The sequence below is a fragment of the Streptomyces antnestii genome (assembly GCF_004005495.1).
GTDB lineage: Bacteria > Actinomycetota > Actinomycetes > Streptomycetales > Streptomycetaceae > Streptomyces > Streptomyces antnestii.
Genome location: NZ_RZYA01000014.1, coordinates 54,072 through 73,236 on the forward strand (window position 1 = coordinate 54,072; position 19,165 = coordinate 73,236).

General features: G+C 70.9%; 13 protein-coding genes and 1 pseudogene. 11 read left to right on the forward strand and 3 right to left on the reverse strand.

Going from position 1 to position 19,165, the window contains the following annotated elements:
• The first annotated feature begins 69 nt into the window (after positions 1–69).
• From EOT10_RS26170 to EOT10_RS43190, 7 genes and pseudogenes are all read left to right on the forward strand, one after another.
• Complete coding sequence (locus EOT10_RS26170; RefSeq protein WP_127830794.1) at positions 70–873, forward strand: SDR family NAD(P)-dependent oxidoreductase; 804 nt, start codon at positions 70–72, stop codon at positions 871–873.
• 184 nt (positions 874–1,057) lie between these two features.
• Positions 1,058–1,927, forward strand: coding sequence for a branched-chain amino acid ABC transporter permease (locus tag EOT10_RS26175; protein WP_127830795.1), 870 nt, complete (start codon positions 1,058–1,060; stop codon positions 1,925–1,927).
• Positions 1,928–1,938: 11 nt separating this feature from the next.
• Positions 1,939–4,443: an ATP-binding cassette domain-containing protein gene (locus EOT10_RS26180; protein WP_127830796.1), complete on the forward strand. Its 2,505-nt coding sequence runs from the start codon at positions 1,939–1,941 to the stop codon at positions 4,441–4,443.
• Between the two features lie 94 nt (positions 4,444–4,537).
• Positions 4,538–5,878 (forward strand): FAD-dependent oxidoreductase, encoded by a 1,341-nt coding sequence (locus EOT10_RS26185; RefSeq protein ID WP_127830797.1) that lies wholly within the window; start codon positions 4,538–4,540, stop codon positions 5,876–5,878.
• A gap of 44 nt (positions 5,879–5,922) precedes the next feature.
• A complete protein-coding gene (locus EOT10_RS26190; RefSeq protein ID WP_127830798.1) occupies positions 5,923–7,056 on the forward strand; it encodes an acyl-CoA dehydrogenase family protein in 1,134 nt (377 codons plus the stop codon).
• Positions 7,057–7,075: 19 nt separating this feature from the next.
• A complete protein-coding gene (locus EOT10_RS26195) occupies positions 7,076–9,037 on the forward strand; it encodes an oxidoreductase (protein ID WP_127830799.1) in 1,962 nt (653 codons plus the stop codon).
• 142 nt (positions 9,038–9,179) lie between these two features.
• Positions 9,180–9,500: pseudogene (locus tag EOT10_RS43190) on the forward strand (GMC oxidoreductase); the annotation flags it as partial.
• A gap of 96 nt (positions 9,501–9,596) precedes the next feature.
• On the opposite strand, the gene EOT10_RS26205 reads toward EOT10_RS43190, so the two are convergent.
• The 3 genes from EOT10_RS26205 to icmF form a co-directional block, all read right to left on the reverse strand.
• A complete protein-coding gene (locus EOT10_RS26205; protein WP_127830800.1) occupies positions 9,597–10,460 on the reverse strand; it encodes a 3-hydroxybutyryl-CoA dehydrogenase in 864 nt (287 codons plus the stop codon).
• 47 nt (positions 10,461–10,507) lie between these two features.
• The gene (locus tag EOT10_RS26210) at positions 10,508–12,181 is read right to left on the reverse strand and encodes an AMP-binding protein (RefSeq protein WP_127830801.1); all 1,674 of its coding nucleotides are present in this window, start codon (positions 12,179–12,181) and stop codon (positions 10,508–10,510) included.
• 77 nt (positions 12,182–12,258) lie between these two features.
• Complete coding sequence (icmF, locus tag EOT10_RS26215; RefSeq protein ID WP_127830802.1) at positions 12,259–15,507, reverse strand: fused isobutyryl-CoA mutase/GTPase IcmF; 3,249 nt, start codon at positions 15,505–15,507, stop codon at positions 12,259–12,261.
• Between the two features lie 165 nt (positions 15,508–15,672).
• On the opposite strand from icmF, the gene EOT10_RS26220 reads away from it, so the two are divergent.
• From EOT10_RS26220 to EOT10_RS26235, 4 genes are all read left to right on the forward strand, one after another.
• A complete protein-coding gene (locus EOT10_RS26220; protein WP_127830803.1) occupies positions 15,673–16,725 on the forward strand; it encodes an alcohol dehydrogenase catalytic domain-containing protein in 1,053 nt (350 codons plus the stop codon).
• Between the two features lie 119 nt (positions 16,726–16,844).
• A complete protein-coding gene (locus EOT10_RS26225; protein ID WP_127830804.1) occupies positions 16,845–17,633 on the forward strand; it encodes an enoyl-CoA hydratase/isomerase family protein in 789 nt (262 codons plus the stop codon).
• 5 nt (positions 17,634–17,638) lie between these two features.
• Positions 17,639–18,019: a Zn-ribbon domain-containing OB-fold protein gene (locus tag EOT10_RS26230; RefSeq protein ID WP_127830805.1), complete on the forward strand. Its 381-nt coding sequence runs from the start codon at positions 17,639–17,641 to the stop codon at positions 18,017–18,019.
• Positions 18,016–19,164 carry a thiolase family protein gene (locus EOT10_RS26235; protein WP_127830806.1) on the forward strand — a complete coding sequence of 383 codons (1,149 nt, stop codon included), beginning with the start codon at positions 18,016–18,018 and terminating at the stop codon, positions 19,162–19,164. The genes EOT10_RS26230 and EOT10_RS26235 overlap by 4 nt, the downstream gene beginning before the upstream one ends.
• The last annotated feature ends 1 nt before the right edge of the window (position 19,165 follow it).

The following is a 19,165-nucleotide window of genomic DNA, read 5'->3' on the forward strand; positions in this document are numbered from 1 at the left end:
CAGTAGGCCGCCGATCACGGTAACAGAGACGAAGTCAGTTCAATATCAAGCGACGGCGAGGAGTTCGGGATGAGTGGCGGTACGTGGCAGCAGGGCCGGTTCGCGGGCAAGGTCGCGATGGTGACCGGGGCCGGATCGGGCATGGGAGCGGCGGTGGCACGGCAGTTGGCCGCCGAGGGGGCGCGGGCCGTGGTCCTGGCCGACGTCAAAGCCGAGGGTGCCGAAGCCGTCGCCGAGGGGATCGGCGTCGCGAGCGCGGTCACCCTCGACGTGGCGGACGCGGCAACGGTGGATATGGCCGTCGAGGACGTGGTGCGCCGGCACGGGCGGCTCGACGTCCTGGTGCACGCCGCGGGCGTCGACGACCCCAAGGCCAAGCAGCTGATAGCGGACGCGCTGGTGGAGGGCCGTCCGCCCGAGGTGACCGACCGGCTCGAGGACGCGGACTGGCAGCGCGTCATGCGGATCAACCTGGACGGCACGTTCCACGTACTGCGCGCCGCGGTACGGGCGATGAGGCCGGAGAGGGCCGGGGCCATCGTGGTCATCGGGTCCTCGTCGGTCTTCGACACCCCCGTCGGCTATCCGCACTACGCGGCATCCAAAGCGGGCGTGCACGCGCTGAGTCAGGCCGTCGCCAAGGAGGTCATCGCCTCGGGGGTCCGGGTGAACGTGGTGGCGCCAGGACCGACGGAGACCGGCATGGCGGCGCGCACGCCCGCGGCGCTGCGCAGCGGATTCGCCGACCCGCGAGTACGCCCGTACGCCACGGCCGAGGAGATCGCCGACATCGCCCTGTTCCTGGCGAGTGATGCCGCGGCGAACCTGGTCGGCGCGGTGCTGCTGGCCAACGGTGGCCGGTTCACCGTCTGACCCAAGGGCTGGGTGCGGGGGGCGTGCCCGCCGGTGAAGCCGGGACTTCGACGAACTCGTGCACGGGTCTTGCCCGCCGGGCCGCGGCTGCCTACGGTGCATGAATTGAGTTCAGTTTGCGATGCGCTCGTGGAGGCGCCGAGGTGCGGGGCGCGAGGGCGCCCGGTGCGAGGAGACGGTCGACGTGGATCAGTTTCTGCTCGTCCTGGTGAGCGGTCTCGCCAGTGGTGCGGTGTACGGCCTGATGGGTCTGGGGCTTGTGATCATTTATCGGGCGACGGATGTGGTCAATTTCGCGCTCGCGAGCCTGGCGACCGTCGGGCTCTACGCCGCGTTGGCGCTGTACGACAGCGGCCTGCCGCTGCTGCTCGCTGCCGTGGCCGCGATCGTGGTGACCACGGCGGTCGGCCTGGCCGCCCGGGAAACGGTGATCAGGCCCCTGGCACACGGGGAGTTGCTCACGGCGCTCGTCATGACGATGGGCCTCTCGCTCATCGCGGAGAGCGTCATCAGCACGATCTGGGACGACCAGCCACGGCTCTTCCCGAGCCTGGTGGAGGGATCCGTCGCGATCGGTGGTTCGGCGATCCCAGCCCAGAGCCTGCTCACCCTCGCGGTCGCGGCGGTCGCGATGGCACTGGTGGCGTACCTCTTCGGACGCACGACCATCGGTTCCGCGATGCGCGCCGTCGCCGAGTCGGCCGAGACCGCGCAGATCCTCGGTCTCGGCTCGCAGCGCATCGCGCGGATCGCCTGGGCGCTCGGGCTCGGCCTGGCCGTGCTCGCCGCCGTCCTGTACGCGCCCCGCGCCGGACTCGTCCCCACCGTGCTCAGCGCGCCCCTGTTCAGGGCCTTCGCCGGGATCTTCCTCGGCGGCCTGACGAGCATGTACGGCGCCGTCGTCGGCGGCCTCACGGTCGGCGTCCTGGACAACCTGGCCGCGAGTTACGTCTCGGCCGGCTACCGGGACACCTTCGTGTTCTCGTTCACCATCCTCGTGCTGCTGATCCGCCCGCAGGGGCTGTTCGGCGTGCGCACATTCCAGCGGGTCTGAGGGAGCGCTCCATGTCCGCCATCAGTCGTTCCACCCTCGCCAGAGCGGCGCTCGGACCGCTCGCCGCGGCCGCGCTCATCGCCGTACTGAGCTCCGGGGTCATCCCGCCCTACCAGGCCTACTCCGTGGGACTCGCGGCCGTCTACACCGTCCTCGTCCTCTCGGTCGGCCTGCTCGCGGGATGGGCCGGGATCTGGTCGATCGCCCATCCCGCGTTCTTCGCCCTGGGCGCCTACTTCGCCGCCTACGGCAGTGGACACGGCTGGTCGGTGGAGGCCGTGGTGCTCGGCGCCGTCGGGTGCAGCGCCGCCCTCGGAGCGTTCCTGGGCAGCGCGGGCGCCCGCTTCTCCATGCTGTACGTGGCCCTGCTCACCCTCGCGTTCACCATGGTGTCGCTGGAGGTGATGGGCCAGTGGACCGATGTGACCGGCGGTGACCAGGGCATCCCGATGACGAAGCTGCACAGCGCCCTGGGTCTCGGCACTCTGGCCAGCGCGGGCACGCAGGCGCAGTACCTCGCCGTGGGCGTGGCCGGGATCGCGCTCGCGGTGGGCGCGCTGGCCAGGCCCGGCGCCCTGCGGATGCGGCTCGTTGCCGCCAAGTCCCATCCGATGGCGGCGCGTTCGATCGGTATCGCACCGGAGGCCCAGTCGGCGCTCGCCTTCGCAGTCAGCGCCGCGTTCGCCGCCCTGGCGGGCGTCCTGTTGGCCGTGGTCGTCGGATTCGTCAGCCCCGACCCGTTCTCCCTCACGCTGGCGATCTCGCTGATCGCCGCGTGCGTCCTCGGTGGCGCCGGCACGCTCATCGGCGCGGTCGTCGGTGGCGCCTACCTGACCTGGGCGCCGACCGCCGCCGAGAGCGCGGGCGTTCCGCAGCCGATCCTTCAGGGCATCGTGCTGATCGTTGCGCTGCTCTTCCTGCCGGGCGGCGTGGTGCTCGCCGTCGGGCGCCTGGCACGCCGACTGCTGCTGCGGCGGCCCGCCCGACAGGCACCGACGGCGGTGGAACTGGCCGAAGGGCCCGCACAGACCGTGCCCGCACCGTCGGCGACCGCCCCGGAACTCCTGCGCCTTGACGACGTGTCCGTCACCTTCGGTGGGCTCAAAGCGCTCGAAGGCGCTTCCCTGTCCGTACGGGCCGGCGAGACCGTCGCGATCATCGGCCCCAACGGAGCGGGAAAGACAACGCTGTTGAACGTCCTGTCGGGACTCGTCGGAAGCGGACGGGTCGCGGGCGGCGCCCGCTATCACGGCAAGCCCCTGCTGAAGAGCCGCGCCACCGCCCGCCGACGGCTCGGCATCGGGCGCACCTTCCAGCACGCTGAGACCTTCCCCGAACTGACGGTCCTGGAGAACGTGCTCTGCACCCGGCGACGTATCACCGCACAGCACCGCGCCGCGGCCACCGAGCTCCTCGACCGCGTCGGCCTCGCACACGTCGCCGACCGCTACCCGAACGAGCTCCCGTTCGGCCTCCACAAACGCCTCGACCTGGCCAGAGCGCTGGCCGAGGAGCCCGAACTGCTCATCCTGGACGAACCGTTCGGCGGCCTCGACGCCACCGAACGCACACTCCTCGCCCGGCAGATCGTGCGCCGGCAGGAGCGCGGTACCGCGGTCGTGATCATCGACCATGTCCTCGACGACCTGTTCGCCGTCGCCCACCGCGTGGTCGCCTTCGACTTCGGGCGGCCGATCGGCGAGGGCGAGCCCGGCAAGATCCTGGACGATCCCCGGGTGCGCTCCTCATATCTGGGCGAGGGCGGCGCCCGGGACGAGCTCCCGGCCCGCGACGGCACCGAGCGCGCCGCGGTACGACTCGAAGGCGTCGGCCACAGCTACGGCGGGGTCACCGCGCTGCACGGCGTCGACCTCGCCGTCCCCCAGGGCAGCGTGATCGGCGTGGTCGGTGCCAACGGCGCGGGCAAGAGCACCCTCGGCCGGATCCTGCACGGCACGCTCCCGCCCACGCTCGGTGGGCGCACGGCCGCCGAGGACCTGCGGTCCGCATTGGTGCCCGAGGGCCGCGCCCTGTTCAAGACGCTCTCGCTGCGGGAGAACCTGGAGGTCGCCGCGTACGCTGCCGGCATCAAGGGAGCGGAACTGCGGACGCGGCTCGCGGAGACCGCCGAGTGGCTGCCGCCGCGGCTGCGCGACCGGATGGGAGTGGCCGCCGCCGGGCTCTCCGGCGGCGAGCAGCAGATCCTGGCGGTCGCCCGCGCCCTGATGGCCCGGCCCGATCTGCTGATCGTCGACGAACCGGCGCTCGGCCTGTCCCCGGCGATGGTCGACGAGGTGTACGCGCGCCTCGGCCGCCTCGCCCACGAGGGCCTGACGGTCGTCCTCCTCGAACAGTCGCTCGGCCGCGCCGCGTCCGCCTGCCACGAGGTGATCGTCCTGCACGAGGGCAACATCGCAGCCCGTGGCGAGCCCGCGGACCCGGTGTTCCTCGCCCGGGCCGAACAGGCCTACTTCGACGGGCAGGACGATGCCTCCGTCCCTGTCGGGCAGGGCTGAGACATCCCCTTCGCGCAGGGCTGAGACACCTTCGTCGCGTGGGGCTGAGACACCGACCCGCCACGCCCACACCCCTAGACCTCGGGAGAGCCGCATGACCACCGATGCCGTTGACCTGCTGATCATAGGCGCGGGCATGGCGGGCCTGACCGCCGGCGCCCGCGCAGTCCGGGACGGCCTGTCCGTCGCGATCACCGAGACCGGTACGGACGTCGGCGGCTCGGCGCGCTTCGCCGGCTATGCGTGGACGGCCCCGGACCACGACGTCATGGACGAGCACAACCCGCGCGGCGACACCGCGCTCAAGCGGGCCCTGGTGGACCGGTTCGCCGACGGCATCGCCTGGATCCGCTCCACCGGCGTGGAGGCCAAGGACGCCCAACGCATCCTCAGTTTCGGCCGCGGGCACCAGTTCGACACCAACCACTACCTCGACACCTGCCGCCGCCTCGTTCTCGACGGCGGGGGCGAGGTGCTGCTGGAGACCGACACCGATCGCCTCGTGGTCGAGCACGGCGCCGTGGTCGGAGCGGACCTGAGGGTGGCCGACGGCACGCACCGCCGGATACGGGCCCGGAGCACGCTCATCGCGACCGGCGGATTCCAGGGCGACCTCGCCCTGCGCACGGCACACGTGCACCCCCGCGCCGACCGCATGCAGCTCCGCTCCAACCCCCACAGCACCGGCGGCGGTTACCGGCTGGCCACGCAAGCGGGCGCGGCCACCGGAGATGACAACGCGGGCTTCTACGGACACCTCATCCCCAGCGGCATCCCCTTCGCCGACGGGGCCGACTTCGTCGACATGTCGCTCTACTACAGCGAGCATGCCCTGCTGCTGAACCTCCGCGGCGAGCGGTTCGTCGACGAGACGCAGGGCGACCACCTCACCGCCATGGAGCTGCTTGACCAGCCGGAGGGCCGCGGGCTCCTGATCGCCGACGCCCGGGTGTTCCGCGACTGGATCATCGGTTCCTACGTCGAAGGAGCCGTCGCCGTCGACAAGTACGCCCTGGCGAGCAAGCGGGGCGGTCGCGTCGGACTCGCCGAGGACCTCGACGAACTGGCCTACCTGCCCGAGGAGTGGGGCTACGACGCCGATGCCGTCCGCGACGCCGTCGCCCTGTTCAACAAGCAGGTCGCAAAGGGGCGCCAACCGGTCCCCGGCCGGAAGCTGGACCGCCTGCCGCTCGACGAACCGCCGTACTACGTCATCGAGACGGTCCCGGCCATCACCTTCCCCTTCCACGGCGTACGCATCGACGACCGGGCCCGCGTCCTGGGTGAGGACGGCCGGCCACTGGCAGGCCTGCTCGCCGCCGGATCGGACACCGGCGGCCTGTGGCACCGCGCCTACGCGGGCGGCCTCGCCTCGGCTCTCGTCTTCGGACTGACAGCGGCGGAGACCGCCGCGGAACAGGCGCACCGCTCATGACGCCGCCGTCGGCCATCCGCACACCCGAGCCCGTTGGAGACCCCATGCACCGCCGTCACCCTGAGATCGACCCCCAGATGTTGTCCGAGACCGAGGAACAGGGGGAACTTCGCAGCGTCCTGCGGGACTTTTTCACCGAGACGAGCGGCCCGGAGGACATCCGCAAGCATCTCGCCACCCCGCGCGGATACGACGAAGCCCTCTGGAAGCGGCTCGCGGGCGAGATCGGTGTGCACGGTCTTGCCATTCCCGAGGAGTACGGCGGATCGGGCTACACCTTCGCCGAACTCGCCGTGGCTTTGGAGGAGTCGGGGCGCGCCCTGTACTGCGCGCCGCTGCTGCCCACAGTGGTCCTCGCCGCGCACGCCCTGCTCGCCGCCGGGGACCGGCAGGCATGCGAGCGCTACCTGCCGCGCATCGCGGACGGCACGCTCACCGCGACCGTGGCCGGCTTCCACGACGGCGAGCCCGGCGTCAGCGCCGAGCCCACCGGTGCGGGCACGGTGCTGCGCGGCGCTGTGGACTTCGTGCTCGACGGAGCGGGCGCGAATCTGATCCTCGTACGGGCCCGAACTCCCGAAGGACCACGGCTGTTCGCCTGCGAACCCGCCCCGGAGACCTGCGTGCGCACCCCGCACCGCGTCCTGGACGAGACCCGCCGGCAGGCACGCGTGGAGTTCCACGGCGCACCGGCAACAGCCGTGGGGGAATCCGGCGAACTGACGGCGGCGCTCGACGCGGGGCGGGCCGCGCTCGCCGCCGAACAGGTCGGCGGCAGCGGTCACGCGCTGGACGCGACGGTCACATTCGTCGCGCAGCGCCACCAGTTCGGGCGCCCCATCGGCTCGTTCCAGGCCATCAAACACCGGCTAGCCGACGTGCTGGTCGCGCTGGAGGCGGCGCGCTCGGCAGCCAGGTACGCGAGCGCCTGCATGGCCCTCGACTCGCCCCACCTGCCGGTGGCCGCGAGCGCCGCCGCAGCAGTCTGCTCCGAGACCTTCCGCCTGGCCACGGCCGAGTACGTCCAACTGCACGGCGGAATCGGCTTCACCTGGGAACACTCCGCGCACCTGTACGTGCGGCGCGCCCGCAGCAGCGAGGTGCTGTTCGGCACGACGGAGCAGCACCGCGCCCGGATCGCCGGACTCGTCGGTCTCGCCCCGCGATCCGCCGCCTGAGCCCGGCAGGGAGAATCACATGACCGAACATGACGCACTCACACCCGCACTCACCCTCGCCCAACCGTTCACGCTCGGCGGGCACACCCTTCGCAACCGCCTCGTCGCCACCGCGCACGCCACCGCGGCCGTCGCCGACGGCGCCCCCACCGACGCCGACGCGGCCTACTGGCGGCGCCTCGCACAGGGCGGCGCGGGCATGGTCATCACCGGCGGAACCGCGGTGGCCGCAGAATCGACCCTGCCACAACGGTACTTGACCGAGGCATGGCGCCCCGAGACCAAGGACGCCGTGCGCCGCCGAGCCGAAGCCATCACCGAAGGCGGCGCCGTGGCCATCGCCCAGCTCGTCCACCTCGGCCGCGAGACCCTCGGCGCGGGCACGTACTACGCCCCGGTCTCCGCGGCCGCAGTCCGCTCACCACGCGAGGCGAGCGCACCCCACCCCCTGAGTACAGAAGAAGTACGCCATGTGGTCGACGCGTTCCGCATCTCGGCAGCCAACAGCGTGCAGGCCGGCTTCCACGGCGTCGAACTGCACGCGGGCCACGGTTACTTGCTCGCCCAGTTCCTCTCCCGCGTCAACAACACCCGCACCGACGAATACGGCGACCGCATCACCCTGCTCGCCCAGGTGATCGACGCGATCCGCGGCGAGATCGGTGAACTTCCCATCGGTGTACGGGTGTCGGCGGAACCGGGCGACGACTCTGGGCTCGGCCTCGAAGACCTGGCCGAACTGTTGCCGCGCCTGTGCGCAGCCTCGCCCTTCACGTACGTCAATGTCACCACCGGCGTCCGCAACACCTACGTCCCCGGCATGGCCACCACCCGCCCGCCTCTCCTTGAATCCGTTGCCCGGCTGCGCGCCGCGGTCCCGCTGCCACTCCTCGTCAGCCAGGGATTCCGGTCGGTGGCCGACATTGAAGGGGCGCTGCGTGCGGGGGCCGATCTGGTCGGTATGGCACGGCCGTTCATCGCCGACCCCGACTTCGCTCGCAAACTCGTCGCGGGCGACGAGCGTTCCGTACGCCCCTGCACGGGCTGCAACGAGGGCTGCCGGACCTTCGAGCCCACCGGGTCGTGCTCGGTGAACCCCGAACTCGGCCCGCCGGGAGCCGAGTTCCGCCCCGCCGTGCCCCTGCGGCTCACCCCCTGGCAGGTCGACCGGCCCGGCCCCGTGGCCGTCATCGGGGCGGGCCCCGCCGGCATGGAGTGCGCCATGACGCTCGCCCGCACCGGTGTCGAAGTCGTCGTCTTCGACACCGCACCCGAAGTCGGCGGCCAGGCACGCATCGCCGCCCGCGCCGCACACCGCTCCGGCTGGCAGAAGATCGTCGACCACCAGCGCGACCAACTCACCGACCTCGGCGTCCGTGTCCTGCTGGGGACGACGCCGACCTCCGCCGACCTGACGCGGTTCTCCAGGATCGTCCTCGCCACCGGCGCACGGGAGGCGTCCGTGCCCGTACCCGGGGAACTGCCGACCCTCACCAGCACGGACTTCCTCCACCGGTATGCCGACCTCGTACCGGACGCCCCCAGAGTCGCCGTCCTCGACGACGGCTTCGGCTGGTGGCAGGGCATCAGCGCCGTCGAGAGCGCACTCGCGGCCGGGGCCCGCGAGGTCACGCTCATCACACCCGGCCACGGATTCGCGACCGGTCTGTCGCCGGAGAACCGCACCCAGCTGATGAACCGGCTCACCGGAGCGCCGCTGCGGGTCGTCGTGATGAACACCGTCACGGCCACGACCGCCGACGGGCTGCGACTGCGCCACGTCATGGACGGTCATGAATCGATCCTGGCCGCGGACCTCTTGGTGACCGTCGGCGAAAGGCTCCCGCACCGGCCTGACATCACGCCGGCCGACGGCCGGAGCGTCCACGCCGTCGGTGACTGCGTCGTACCGCGCCGCATCGCCCACGCCATCGCGGAAGGGCGGGCGGCAGCGGATGCCGTCGGAACCAAATCCCTGTAGAAGAACGGCCTTTCATAGCGGACACCTCATCAGCAGGCTCCCGCACCAGCGATTCCCCTCATCAACCAAGAAGAGAGGCAGCAGTCGCAGGTCGCATGGTGGTCTGTGGTGATGGTTCCGCCGGTGGCAGGGGGTGCTGCTGGTGCCGCTCGTCCGGCACCGCCCCTACTCGCTGGGGCGTGTGGAGATCATCTCCCGGAACCCGCAGGCCGCACCGCGCATCCGGCTGGGCCTGTTCGACCACCCCGACGAACTGCATCGCATGGTCTCGGGAATTCGCGAGCCCTGCAGGACCATGGAGTCGGGCCCGCTGGAGAAGTACGTCCGGGCCGAGACATGGCCGGGCCCGGACGTGACCTTCGACGCCGACCTCGTCCGCGCCGTCCGCCAGGGCAAGAACGCCTGTTGTCACGCCGTCGGCACCTGCGTCATGGGCGGCGAGGGCAACCCCACGGCGGACGTCGATCAGAACTGCGCCGGAACGCCCGACCGTCGACGGCACGCAACCCCCCGGCACGGCCGGCCGCCGAACCCTGGCGGCCGGCCGTGCCGTACGCGCTCACCTGTCGTACAGGTAGAACCCGCGCCCGCTCTTACGCCCCAGATGCCCGGCCGCCACCATCCGCTGGAGCAGCGGGGGAGCGGCGTACAGGGGCTCCTTGAACTCCTCGTACATCGACTCGGCCACCGCCTGCGCCGTGTCGAGGCCGATCAGGTCGAGCAGCCGCAGGGGGCCCATCGGGTGGGCACAGCCCAGTTCCATGCCGCGGTCGATGTCCTCGGGGCGGGCGGCGCCGGACTCCACCATGCGGATCGCGGCGAGCAGATATGGGACCAGCAGCGCGTTGACGACGAAGCCCGACCGGTCGGGCGCCTGGATGACCTCCTTGCCCAGAAGCTCGGTGGCGAAGGCGCGGGCGCGGGTCACTGTGTCCGCGCTGGTGGTCAGAGCGGGGATCACCTCGACGAGCTTCTGCACCGGTACGGGGTTGAAGAAGTGCAGGCCGACGACGTGGGAGGAGCGGCCGGTGGCGACGGCGAGGTCGACGACGGGGATCGAGGAGGTGTTGGTGGCGAGGACGGCGTCGGGCTCGGCCATCACCTTGTCCAGTTGTCGGAAGATGTCGAGTTTCACCTCCCGGTTCTCGGCGACCGCCTCGATGACGAACTGCCGGTCGGCCAGCTCGCCGAGATCGTGGGTGAAGGACAGCCGGGCCAGGGCCTGGTCGCGTTCGGCCGGGGTGAGCTTGCCGTGTTGCAGCCCGCGGTCCAGGGACGCGACGACGCGGGCCCGGCCCGCGGTGGTGAGCTCGGGCGTCGCCTCGGCGACGGTGACGTCGAGGCCGCGCAGTGCGGCGACTTCGGCTATGCCGGAGCCCATGAGGCCGCAGCCGACGACGCCCAGGCGGGAAATGCGGGACATGGGGTTCCTTTCCGGAGGCATGAAGTTCCTTTCTGGGGCAAGGGAGTTCAGCGTTCGTGGACGTGCAGGACGGTCATGCCCGCGATGCTCTTCGAGGCCGTTCCGCGGTCTCGCAGCCACTCCCGGAGCGCAAACTTCTTGATCTTGCCGCTGGCCGTGTACGGCAGGGCGTCGACGACGAAGAGGCTCTCGGGAATCTTCTGCGTGGCCACTTCGCGGGCGGTCAGGTGCGCGCCGATGTCCTGCAGGGTGAGTTCTCGCTCTCCGCCGGTCACGACGAACGCGCAGGCCCGCTCCCCGGTGCGGTCGTCGGGTCCGGCGACGACGGCGACCTCGGCGACGGCGGGATGCTCGCCCAGGAGGTTCTCCACCTCGTGGACGCTGATCTTCTCGCCCGAACGGTTGACGACGTCCTTGATGCGGCCCTCGATGTGGAGGGCGCCGTGTTCGTCGAACCGGGCCAGGTCGCCGCTGCGGAACCAGCCGTCCGGGGTGAACGCGGCCTCGTTCAGCCGCTCGTCGAGATAGCCGAGGCAGGTGTCGGGACCACGCCAGAGCACCTCGCCGAGGACGCCCACAGGGGCCGTCCCGCCCGAGCCGTCCGAGACCACGACCTCGGTCGGGGCGAGGGGCGTGCCGTCGGTGCGGCTCCGGACCCAGGCCGGGTCCCAGCGGTCGGCCGCGGTCACCGAGGGGCCTTCGGTCGCGCCGTACATGCGGGTGACCACACCGAGGCGGTCCGCGGCTCGGCGGGGGAGGTCGTCGGGGATGGCCGCGCCGCCGCAGACAAGGTAGCGGAGGGTCGGCGCCGTCACGTCCGAGGCCTCGGCGGCGGCGAGCAGGCCCGTCAGGAAGGGCGTCGAGAAGATCGCGAAACTCGCCGCGTTGCTGGTGATCCGGCGCAGCGCGAGTACCGGGTCCCACAGGTCCTGGAGGACCACGGGGGCGCCGAGCAGGAAGGGCAGTACGAGGGCGCAGTTCACCCCGGTGATGTGGGTGACCGGGGAGGGGTTGAAGATCACGTCCCGCTCGTTGAGCGCGAACTGGTCGATCATCGAGAAGTTCTCGAAGACCAGGGTGTTGTGGCTGTGCAGCACGCCTTTGGGGTCGGCGGTCGTGCCGGAGGTGTAGAGCAGCAGGCAGACTTGGTCGGGGTCCGGCTCGGGCAATGCGTCCACCGCAGCCTCGGGATCAGGTCCCGCTGAGCCGAGGAGCGCCTCCCACGACGACGTTCCGTCGTCCGCGTCGCCGTCGACGACCACCACCTCCCGTAGTTCGGGGAGGGCGTCGCGCAGGCGCCGGTAGAGGTCCGGATAGTCGAAGTCCCGGTAGCGGCCCGGTACGAACACGATCTTTGTTCGCGCCTGGCGCAGGATGAAGCGGAGCTCGTGCCCTCGGTAGATCGGCACGATCGGATGGGCGACCGCGCCCACTTTCATGATCGCCTGGAAGAGCACCACGGCCTCGGCCCGGTTGGGCAGTTGGAACGACACGACGTCGTCCTGGCCGATCCCGCGGGCGTGCAGGGCGGCGGCCAGCGCCGTCGCCTGCCGGTCGACGTCGGCGAACGTCAGGCGCCGGTCACCGTCGACCAGGGCGAGCGCGTCCGGCCACAGGGTGGCCGCGCGGCGCAGATATCCGGCGATCGGGCGGTCCCGCCAGTCTCCATGGGCACGGTACTGAGCGGCGAGTTCGGCCGCGGGCGGATGCGTCGGCCGCATGGATGCCTCCTGGGTCGGCTGTCTCTGGTCGGTCGGTCGGCTGTGGACGATCCGGTGGCCGGCTTGCGCATGGTGTGTCAGACGTTGCGCCGGTAGGCGCCGCCCACTTCGAAGAACGCCTCGGTGATCTGCTGCAGGGAACAGACGCGTGCAGCGTCCATCAGCACGGCGAACACGTTCTCCCCGCCGGTCGCGGCACGCTTGAGGTCGGCAAGCGCGGTGCGGGCCGCGTGCTCGTGACGGGTCTGGAAGTCGTGGACGCGGGTGAGTTGGGATTCCTTCTCCCGCTCGGTGGCGCGCGCCAGCTCGACCGTGGCCGGGGCTGTGTCCTCGGCGTGCGGCTTGCGGAAGGTGTTGACGCCGATGATGGGCAGCGTTCCGTTGTGCTTGCGCTCCTCGTACAGCATGGACTCGTCCTGGATACGGCCCCGTTGGTAGCCCGTCTCCATGGCACCGAGCACGCCGCCGCGTTCGCTGATCAGCTCGAACTCGGTGAGGACCGCTTCCTCCAGGAGGTCGGTGAGCTCGTCGATGATGTACGAGCCCTGCAGCGGGTTCTCGTTCATCGCGAGCCCCCACTCGCGATTGATGATCAGCTGGATGGCGAGCGCCCGCCGCACGGAGTCCTCGGTCGGGGTGGTCACCGCCTCGTCGTAGGCGTTGGTGTGCAGGCTGTTGCAGTTGTCGTAGAGCGCGATCAGCGCCTGCAGAGTGGTGCGGATGTCGTTGAAGTCCATCCCCTGGGCGTGCAGGGAGCGGCCCGAGGTCTGCACGTGGTACTTGAGCTTCTGGCTGCGCTCGTTGGCTCCGTAGCGGTCGCGCATCGCCACCGCCCAGATGCGCCGGGCCACCCGGCCGAGTACCGAGTACTCCGGGTCCATGCCGTTGGAGAAGAAGAACGACAGGTTGGGCGCGAAGTCGTCGATGTCCATGCCGCGCGCCAGGTACGACTCGACGTAGGTGAATCCGTTGGCGAGCGTGAACGCGAGCTGGCTGATGGGGTTCGCGCCGGCCTCGGCGATGTGGTAGCCGGAGATGGAGACCGAGTAGAAGTTGCGGACGTCCTGTTCGATGAACCACTCCTGGATGTCGCCCATCATGCGCAGGCTGAACTCCGTGGAGAACAGGCAGGTGTTCTGCCCCTGGTCCTCCTTGAGGATGTCGGCCTGCACGGTGCCGCGCACGCTGCTCAGTACATGGGCCCGGATCTCCCGCTCCTGCTCGGCGTCGGGCGCGTGGCCGTGCTCGGCGGTGTACGCGTCGAGCTGTTGGTCGACGGCCGTGTTCAGGAAGAACGCGAGGATGGTCGGTGCGGGTCCGTTGATCGTCATGGAGACGGAGGTGGTCGGCGCGACCAGGTCGAACCCCTCGTACAGTGCCTTCATGTCCTCCAGCGTCGCCACCGAGACACCGGAGGTGCCGACCTTGCCGTAGATGTCGGGGCGCCGGTCGGGATCGCGTCCGTAGAGGGTGACGGAGTCGAAGGCAGTGGACAGACGCGTCGCCTCGGCCCCCTGGGACAGCAGCTTGAAGCGGCGGTTGGTACGGAACGGATCGCCTTCCCCGGCGAACATCCGCGCCGGATCCTCGCCCTCCCGCTTGAAGGGGAACACCCCGGCCGTGAACGGGAACGAGCCCGGCAGGTTCTCCGCCCGCAGATACCGCAGCAGCTCCCCGTGGTCGGTGTACCGCGGCAGTGCGACGCGGGGGATCCTGCTGCCCGACAGCGACTCGCGCACCAGTGCCGTGCGCAGCTCCCGGTCGCGTACGGAGACCACCAACTCGTCGCCGGAGTAGGCCCGTACGGTCCCGGGCCACTGCTCCAGTGCGCGGCGCGCGTCCTCGTCGAGCCGCCCCTGGGCCGTGGCGAGCAGCTGGTCGACATCGGCTGTCGGTGCCTGGGCTGCCGCCAACTCTGCGCGGACCGATGCCAGTTGCTGGACTCGGCGCGCGGCCTCGGCCTGGTCGAGGGTGTGCGCATGGTACGTACGCACCGTCTCGGTGATGTCGGCCAGATAGCGCGCCCGCTGCGGCGGCACGATCTGCGCCGCGCCGCTGGAGTGGCGCACGGACACCGCGGGCAGCGCCCCGGCGCCGACCGGCAGGCCGCGTTCGGCGAGCAGCGTGCGCAGATGCTGGTAGAGCGCGGTCACACCGTCGTCGTGAAAGGTGGCGGCACTGGTGCCGAACACCGGCATGTCGTCGGGCCGCGACCCGAACGCCTGGCGGTTGCGTACGAGTTGGCGCCCGACGTCGCGCAGGGCGTCCGCCGCTCCGCGCCGCTCGAACTTGTTGATGGCGACGACGTCCGCGAAGTCCAGCATGTCGATCTTCTCGAGCTGCGATGCGGCGCCGAACTCAGGCGTCATCACGTACAGCGACACATCGGCGTAGGGCACGATCGCGGCGTCGCCCTGGCCGATGCCGGGTGTCTCGATGATGACCAGGTCATAGCCGGCGGCCTTGCATGCGGTGATCGATTCGTCGAGGCCGTCGGGGAGTTCACCGCTGCCGCGGGTCGCGAGCGAGCGGAAGAAGACGCGGTCGCCGTCCAGGGAGTTCATCCGGATGCGGTCGCCGAGCAGTGCGCCTCCGCCGCGCCGTCGTGTCGGGTCCACGGCGAGGACGGCCACCCGCAGCGCGTCTCCCTGGTCGGTGCGGAGCCTGCGCACGAGCTCGTCGGTGAGCGAGGACTTGCCCGAGCCGCCCGTGCCGGTGATGCCGAGGACCGGCACGTGGCGCGCCGCGGCCGCCTTCTCCAGAGCCCGCAGGTCCGCGGCCGGCACAGCATTGGTGGCGGCTCCGGACAGCACTCGGGCCAGGGCCGGGCGTTCACCGGCGAGCACCCGGCCGAGCTCGGCCGGTGACTCCTGCCAGGGTGCGGTGTCGCACGCCTCGATCATCGACCCGATCATCCCCACCAGGCCGAGCCGCTGCCCGTCCTCCGGCGAGAAGATGCGTACGCCGGCCCGCGCCAGCCGTTCGGCCTCCTGCGGCACGATCACGCCCCCGCCGCCGCCGAACACCCGCACGTGCCCGGCGCCGCGCTCCCGCAGCAGCTCCATCAGGTACTCGAAGTACTCGATGTGACCGCCCTGGTAGGAGCTGACGGCCACGCCCTGGACGTCCTCGTCCAGGGCGGCGTCCACCACCTCGCCGACGGAGCGGTTGTGCCCGAGGTGGATCACTTCCGCGCCCTGGGCCTGCAGGATGCGCCGCATGATGTTGATCGACGCGTCATGGCCGTCGAAGAGGCTCGAAGCGGTCACGAAGCGGACGGGATGCTGTGCGCGGTACGGCCGCGCTGCCGCGTCGCCGGCGGACATTGGCACTCCAGACTGCCCCTCCCGCGTCGGCAGGGGCGGATACGGGTGGGCGGACGCTCTCCATAGTGAACCGAAGTAGGTGCAAGTCTCAAGGAATTTGTTGAAGTCAGTTCAGTTCGGTGGCAGTGTCGAGGTGTCGTACTGGAGCGATTCCCGGGAGGAACGATGCTGGCCGCCAGGCTGTACGGAGCCAAGGATCTGCGGATCGAGGAGATGCCCGAACCCGAGCCGGGCCCCGGCGAGGTGAAGATCCGCGTGGCGTACGCGGGGATCTGCGGAACGGATGTGCACGAGTACTTCGAGACGCCTCGTGCCACCCACGAGCCCAACCCGCTGACCGGGGCCACCTTGCCGCAGACGCTGGGTCACGAGTTCGCCGGGACGGTGGTCGCCCGCGGAGAGGGCGTCGACCGGGCCGCGCTGGGCGATCGGGTCTGCGTCCGGCCGATACGCACCTGTGGGGTGTGCCCGCGGTGCACGGCCGGACTGGACCACCTGTGCGCGGCCCTTGCCGCGATCGGGGTGACCTCGCCGGGTGGTGGCCTCGCCGAGTACGTGGTCGTGCCGGCCGGGTCCGTGCACCAGCTGCCCGACGGGCTCTCGCTGGAACAGGGTGCGCTGGTCGAGCCCATGGCCGTGGCTCTGAACGCCGTGGAACGCGCCGGTGTGCGCGGGGGCAGCGCGCTGGTGACGGGCGCGGGCGCGGTGGGCATGGGGGCGCTGTTCGCGTTGAAGGCGAACGGGGTGGACGACGTGCTTGTGGTGGAACCCTCGCCGTCCCGCCGGGCCGCGGCCGAGCGGCACGGCGCCTACGTGCTCGATCCGGGAGCGGTGGACGTGGTCGATGAAGTCATGCGGCACACCGGCGGGCGGGGCGTCGGCGCCGCCATCGAGTGCGCGGGCCGGCTTGATGCGCTGAACACCGCCATCCGCTCGCTCGCCGCCCGGGCGCCGGTCGTCATGGTCGCCCTGTACTCAGGTCCGGTCGCGATCGACGCCTCTGTCGTGCGCCTGGCCGAACTCGCGCTGCTCGGCTCCGAGGCGTACCCCGACGGCGTCTTCGAACGGGTCCTCGCGCACATGGCCGACGGCCGCTTCCCGACGGACGGCTGGCTGGAGCACATCCCCCTCACCGACGCCGTCGCGGGACTGCACGACGTGCGCGACGCGCGGCGGACCAAGGTGCTCGTCGACATCCCCGCGGGCAGCGGTAACTGACCCGGCGCGAAGTCGGCCTGATTTCACTGAACCAGTTTCGAAGTGGGTCTTGACAGTGGATCACTAGCTGCGCAAACTCGTAATGAATTCAGTTCAGTTTGGAACCGGAGGGATCAGAGATGGCAGTGGAAGACGAGATCCAGTTCGAGCGTGACGGTCATGTCGCCCGCGTCTGGCTCAACCGCCCGTGGAAGAAGAACTGCGTCACGGTGCCGATCCTGGACCGCCTCGACGAGATCATCACCGAGGTCGACGAGGACCCCGAGCTGCGCGTCCTGGTGTTCCGCGGCCGCGGCGGCACCTTCTGCTCGGGCTTCGACCTGGACAGCCTCAAGGCGGACTTCGTCGGCAAGTCGAACGCCATCGACGTCGCGGTCAAGTCCGCGAAGGTGTGCGACCGGCTGTACTCGATGAAGACCCCCTCGGTCGCGGTCCTGGAGGGGCATGTCACCGCGGGCGGCTTCGAGATCATGATCTCCTGCGACTTCGCGATCGCCGCGGACGACGCCAAGATCGGTGACTTCCACATCCGCCGCGCGCTGTTCGGCGGAGCGGGACCGATCTACCGGGTGCCGCGCATGATCGGCATCCGCAAGACCAAGGAGCTGATGCTCACCGGCAAGCTGCTCTCCGGCATCGAGGCCACCGAGTTCGGCCTGATCAACGACCACGCGCCGACAGAGAAGCTGGACGAGACGGTCGAGGAGTTCATCTCCCACCTCACCGACAAGAGCCCGTTCACGATGTGGCTCACCAAGATGACGATCGACCGCAGCCTCGACGCCGACACCCAGTCGCTGATGGTCATGGAGCACCTCGCCGTGGGCGTGGCGCTCAACTCCGAGGACGCCAACGAAGGTGTCTCGGCGTTCCTGGAGAAGCGCGAACCCAAGTGGACGGGGCGCTGATCCGGATGACCACGCTTCCGCGGAGTCCGGCCGCCGGACTCCAGGGCTCGCACTGCTCCGGCTGCTCGGTGACCGTGTACCCCGCGGACGAGTCGTGCCCGCGCTGCGGAGGGCCGGCCGTCGCGGCGGCCCTGTCCGGCGCGGGCACGCTGTGGACCTGGACGGTCCAGCGGTACGCGCCCAAGTCACCGCCGTACAAGGAACCGCCCGGCGGATTCGCGCCGTTCGCCCTCGGCTACGTGGAGCTGGCCGAGGGCGTGCGGGTGGCCGCGGTGCTCGACGTCGACGACCTCGAGGAGGTCCGGATCGGCATGCCCCTCACCGTGAGCGCAGGCGACGGGGTGCCGCGGGCCCGGCCCACCAACACCCGAGAGGAGGCCTCATGAGTGGCGGCGACGTCCTGATCTGCGGCGCCGGACGCACCCCGTTCGGCCGGTCGGAGGCCAGTGGCCGGCAGCTGGCCGTCAGCGCGGTGGGCGCCGCCCTCGCGGACGCCGGGATCGAGTGGTCCCGGGTGCGGGCCGCGTTCGGCGGCAGCGACAGCGCCGGGCTCGCCGACACCCTGGTGGCCCAACTCGGTCTGACCGGGCTGCCGTTCGTGAACGTCAAGAACGGCTGCGCGACCGGCGGCAGCGCGCTGATCTCCGCCGTGAACGCCATCCGCTCGGGCATGGCCGACGTCGTCCTCGCCGTCGGCTTCGACAAACACCCGCGCGGCGCCTTCGACCCCCGGCCCGAGGACTGGGGCCTGGGCGAGGAGTACGGCAGCGACGGCCTGATGGTCACCACGCAGTTCTTCGGAATGAAGATCCAGCGCTATATGCACGACCACGGGATCACCCCGCACACCCTCGCGCTGATCGCCGAGAAGGCGTACCGCAACGGCGCCCGCACCCCCGAGGCCTGGCGCCGCAAGCCCGTGACGGCCGCGGAGATCCTGGACTCCGGCATGGTCAGCGACCCGCTGACCCGCTACATGTTCTGCTCCCCGGGCTCGGGCGCCGCGGCCCTCGTGCTCTGTTCGCCCGAGGTGGCCCGGACCCTGGACGCCCCCTCGGTGACCCTGCGTTCGGCGGCGGTACGCACCCGGCGCTTCGGCTCGTTCGAGGTGTTCAGCCCCTGGATCCCCGGGGGCGAGCTGACCAGTGTCAGCCGCGACGCCTCGGCCGCCGCCTTCGAGGAGGCGGGGATCGGCCCCGGCGACGTCGACGTCTGCCAGCTGCAGGACACCGAGAGCGGCGCCGAGGTCATGCACCTGGCCGAGTGCGGCTTCTGCGAGGACGGCGAACAGGAGCGGCTGATCGCCGCCGGCACCACGGAGATCGGCGGGCCACTGCCGGTCAACACCGACGGCGGCTGCATCGCCAACGGCGAACCCATCGGCGCGTCCGGCCTTCGCCAGGTCTACGAAGTCGTCCAGCAGTTGCGGGGAGCGGCGGGCGAACGCCAGGTGCCCGGCGCGCCCAGGGTCGGCTTCACCCACGTGTACGGCGCCCCGGGCGTGAGCGCCTGCACCGTGCTGTCCCGCTGAA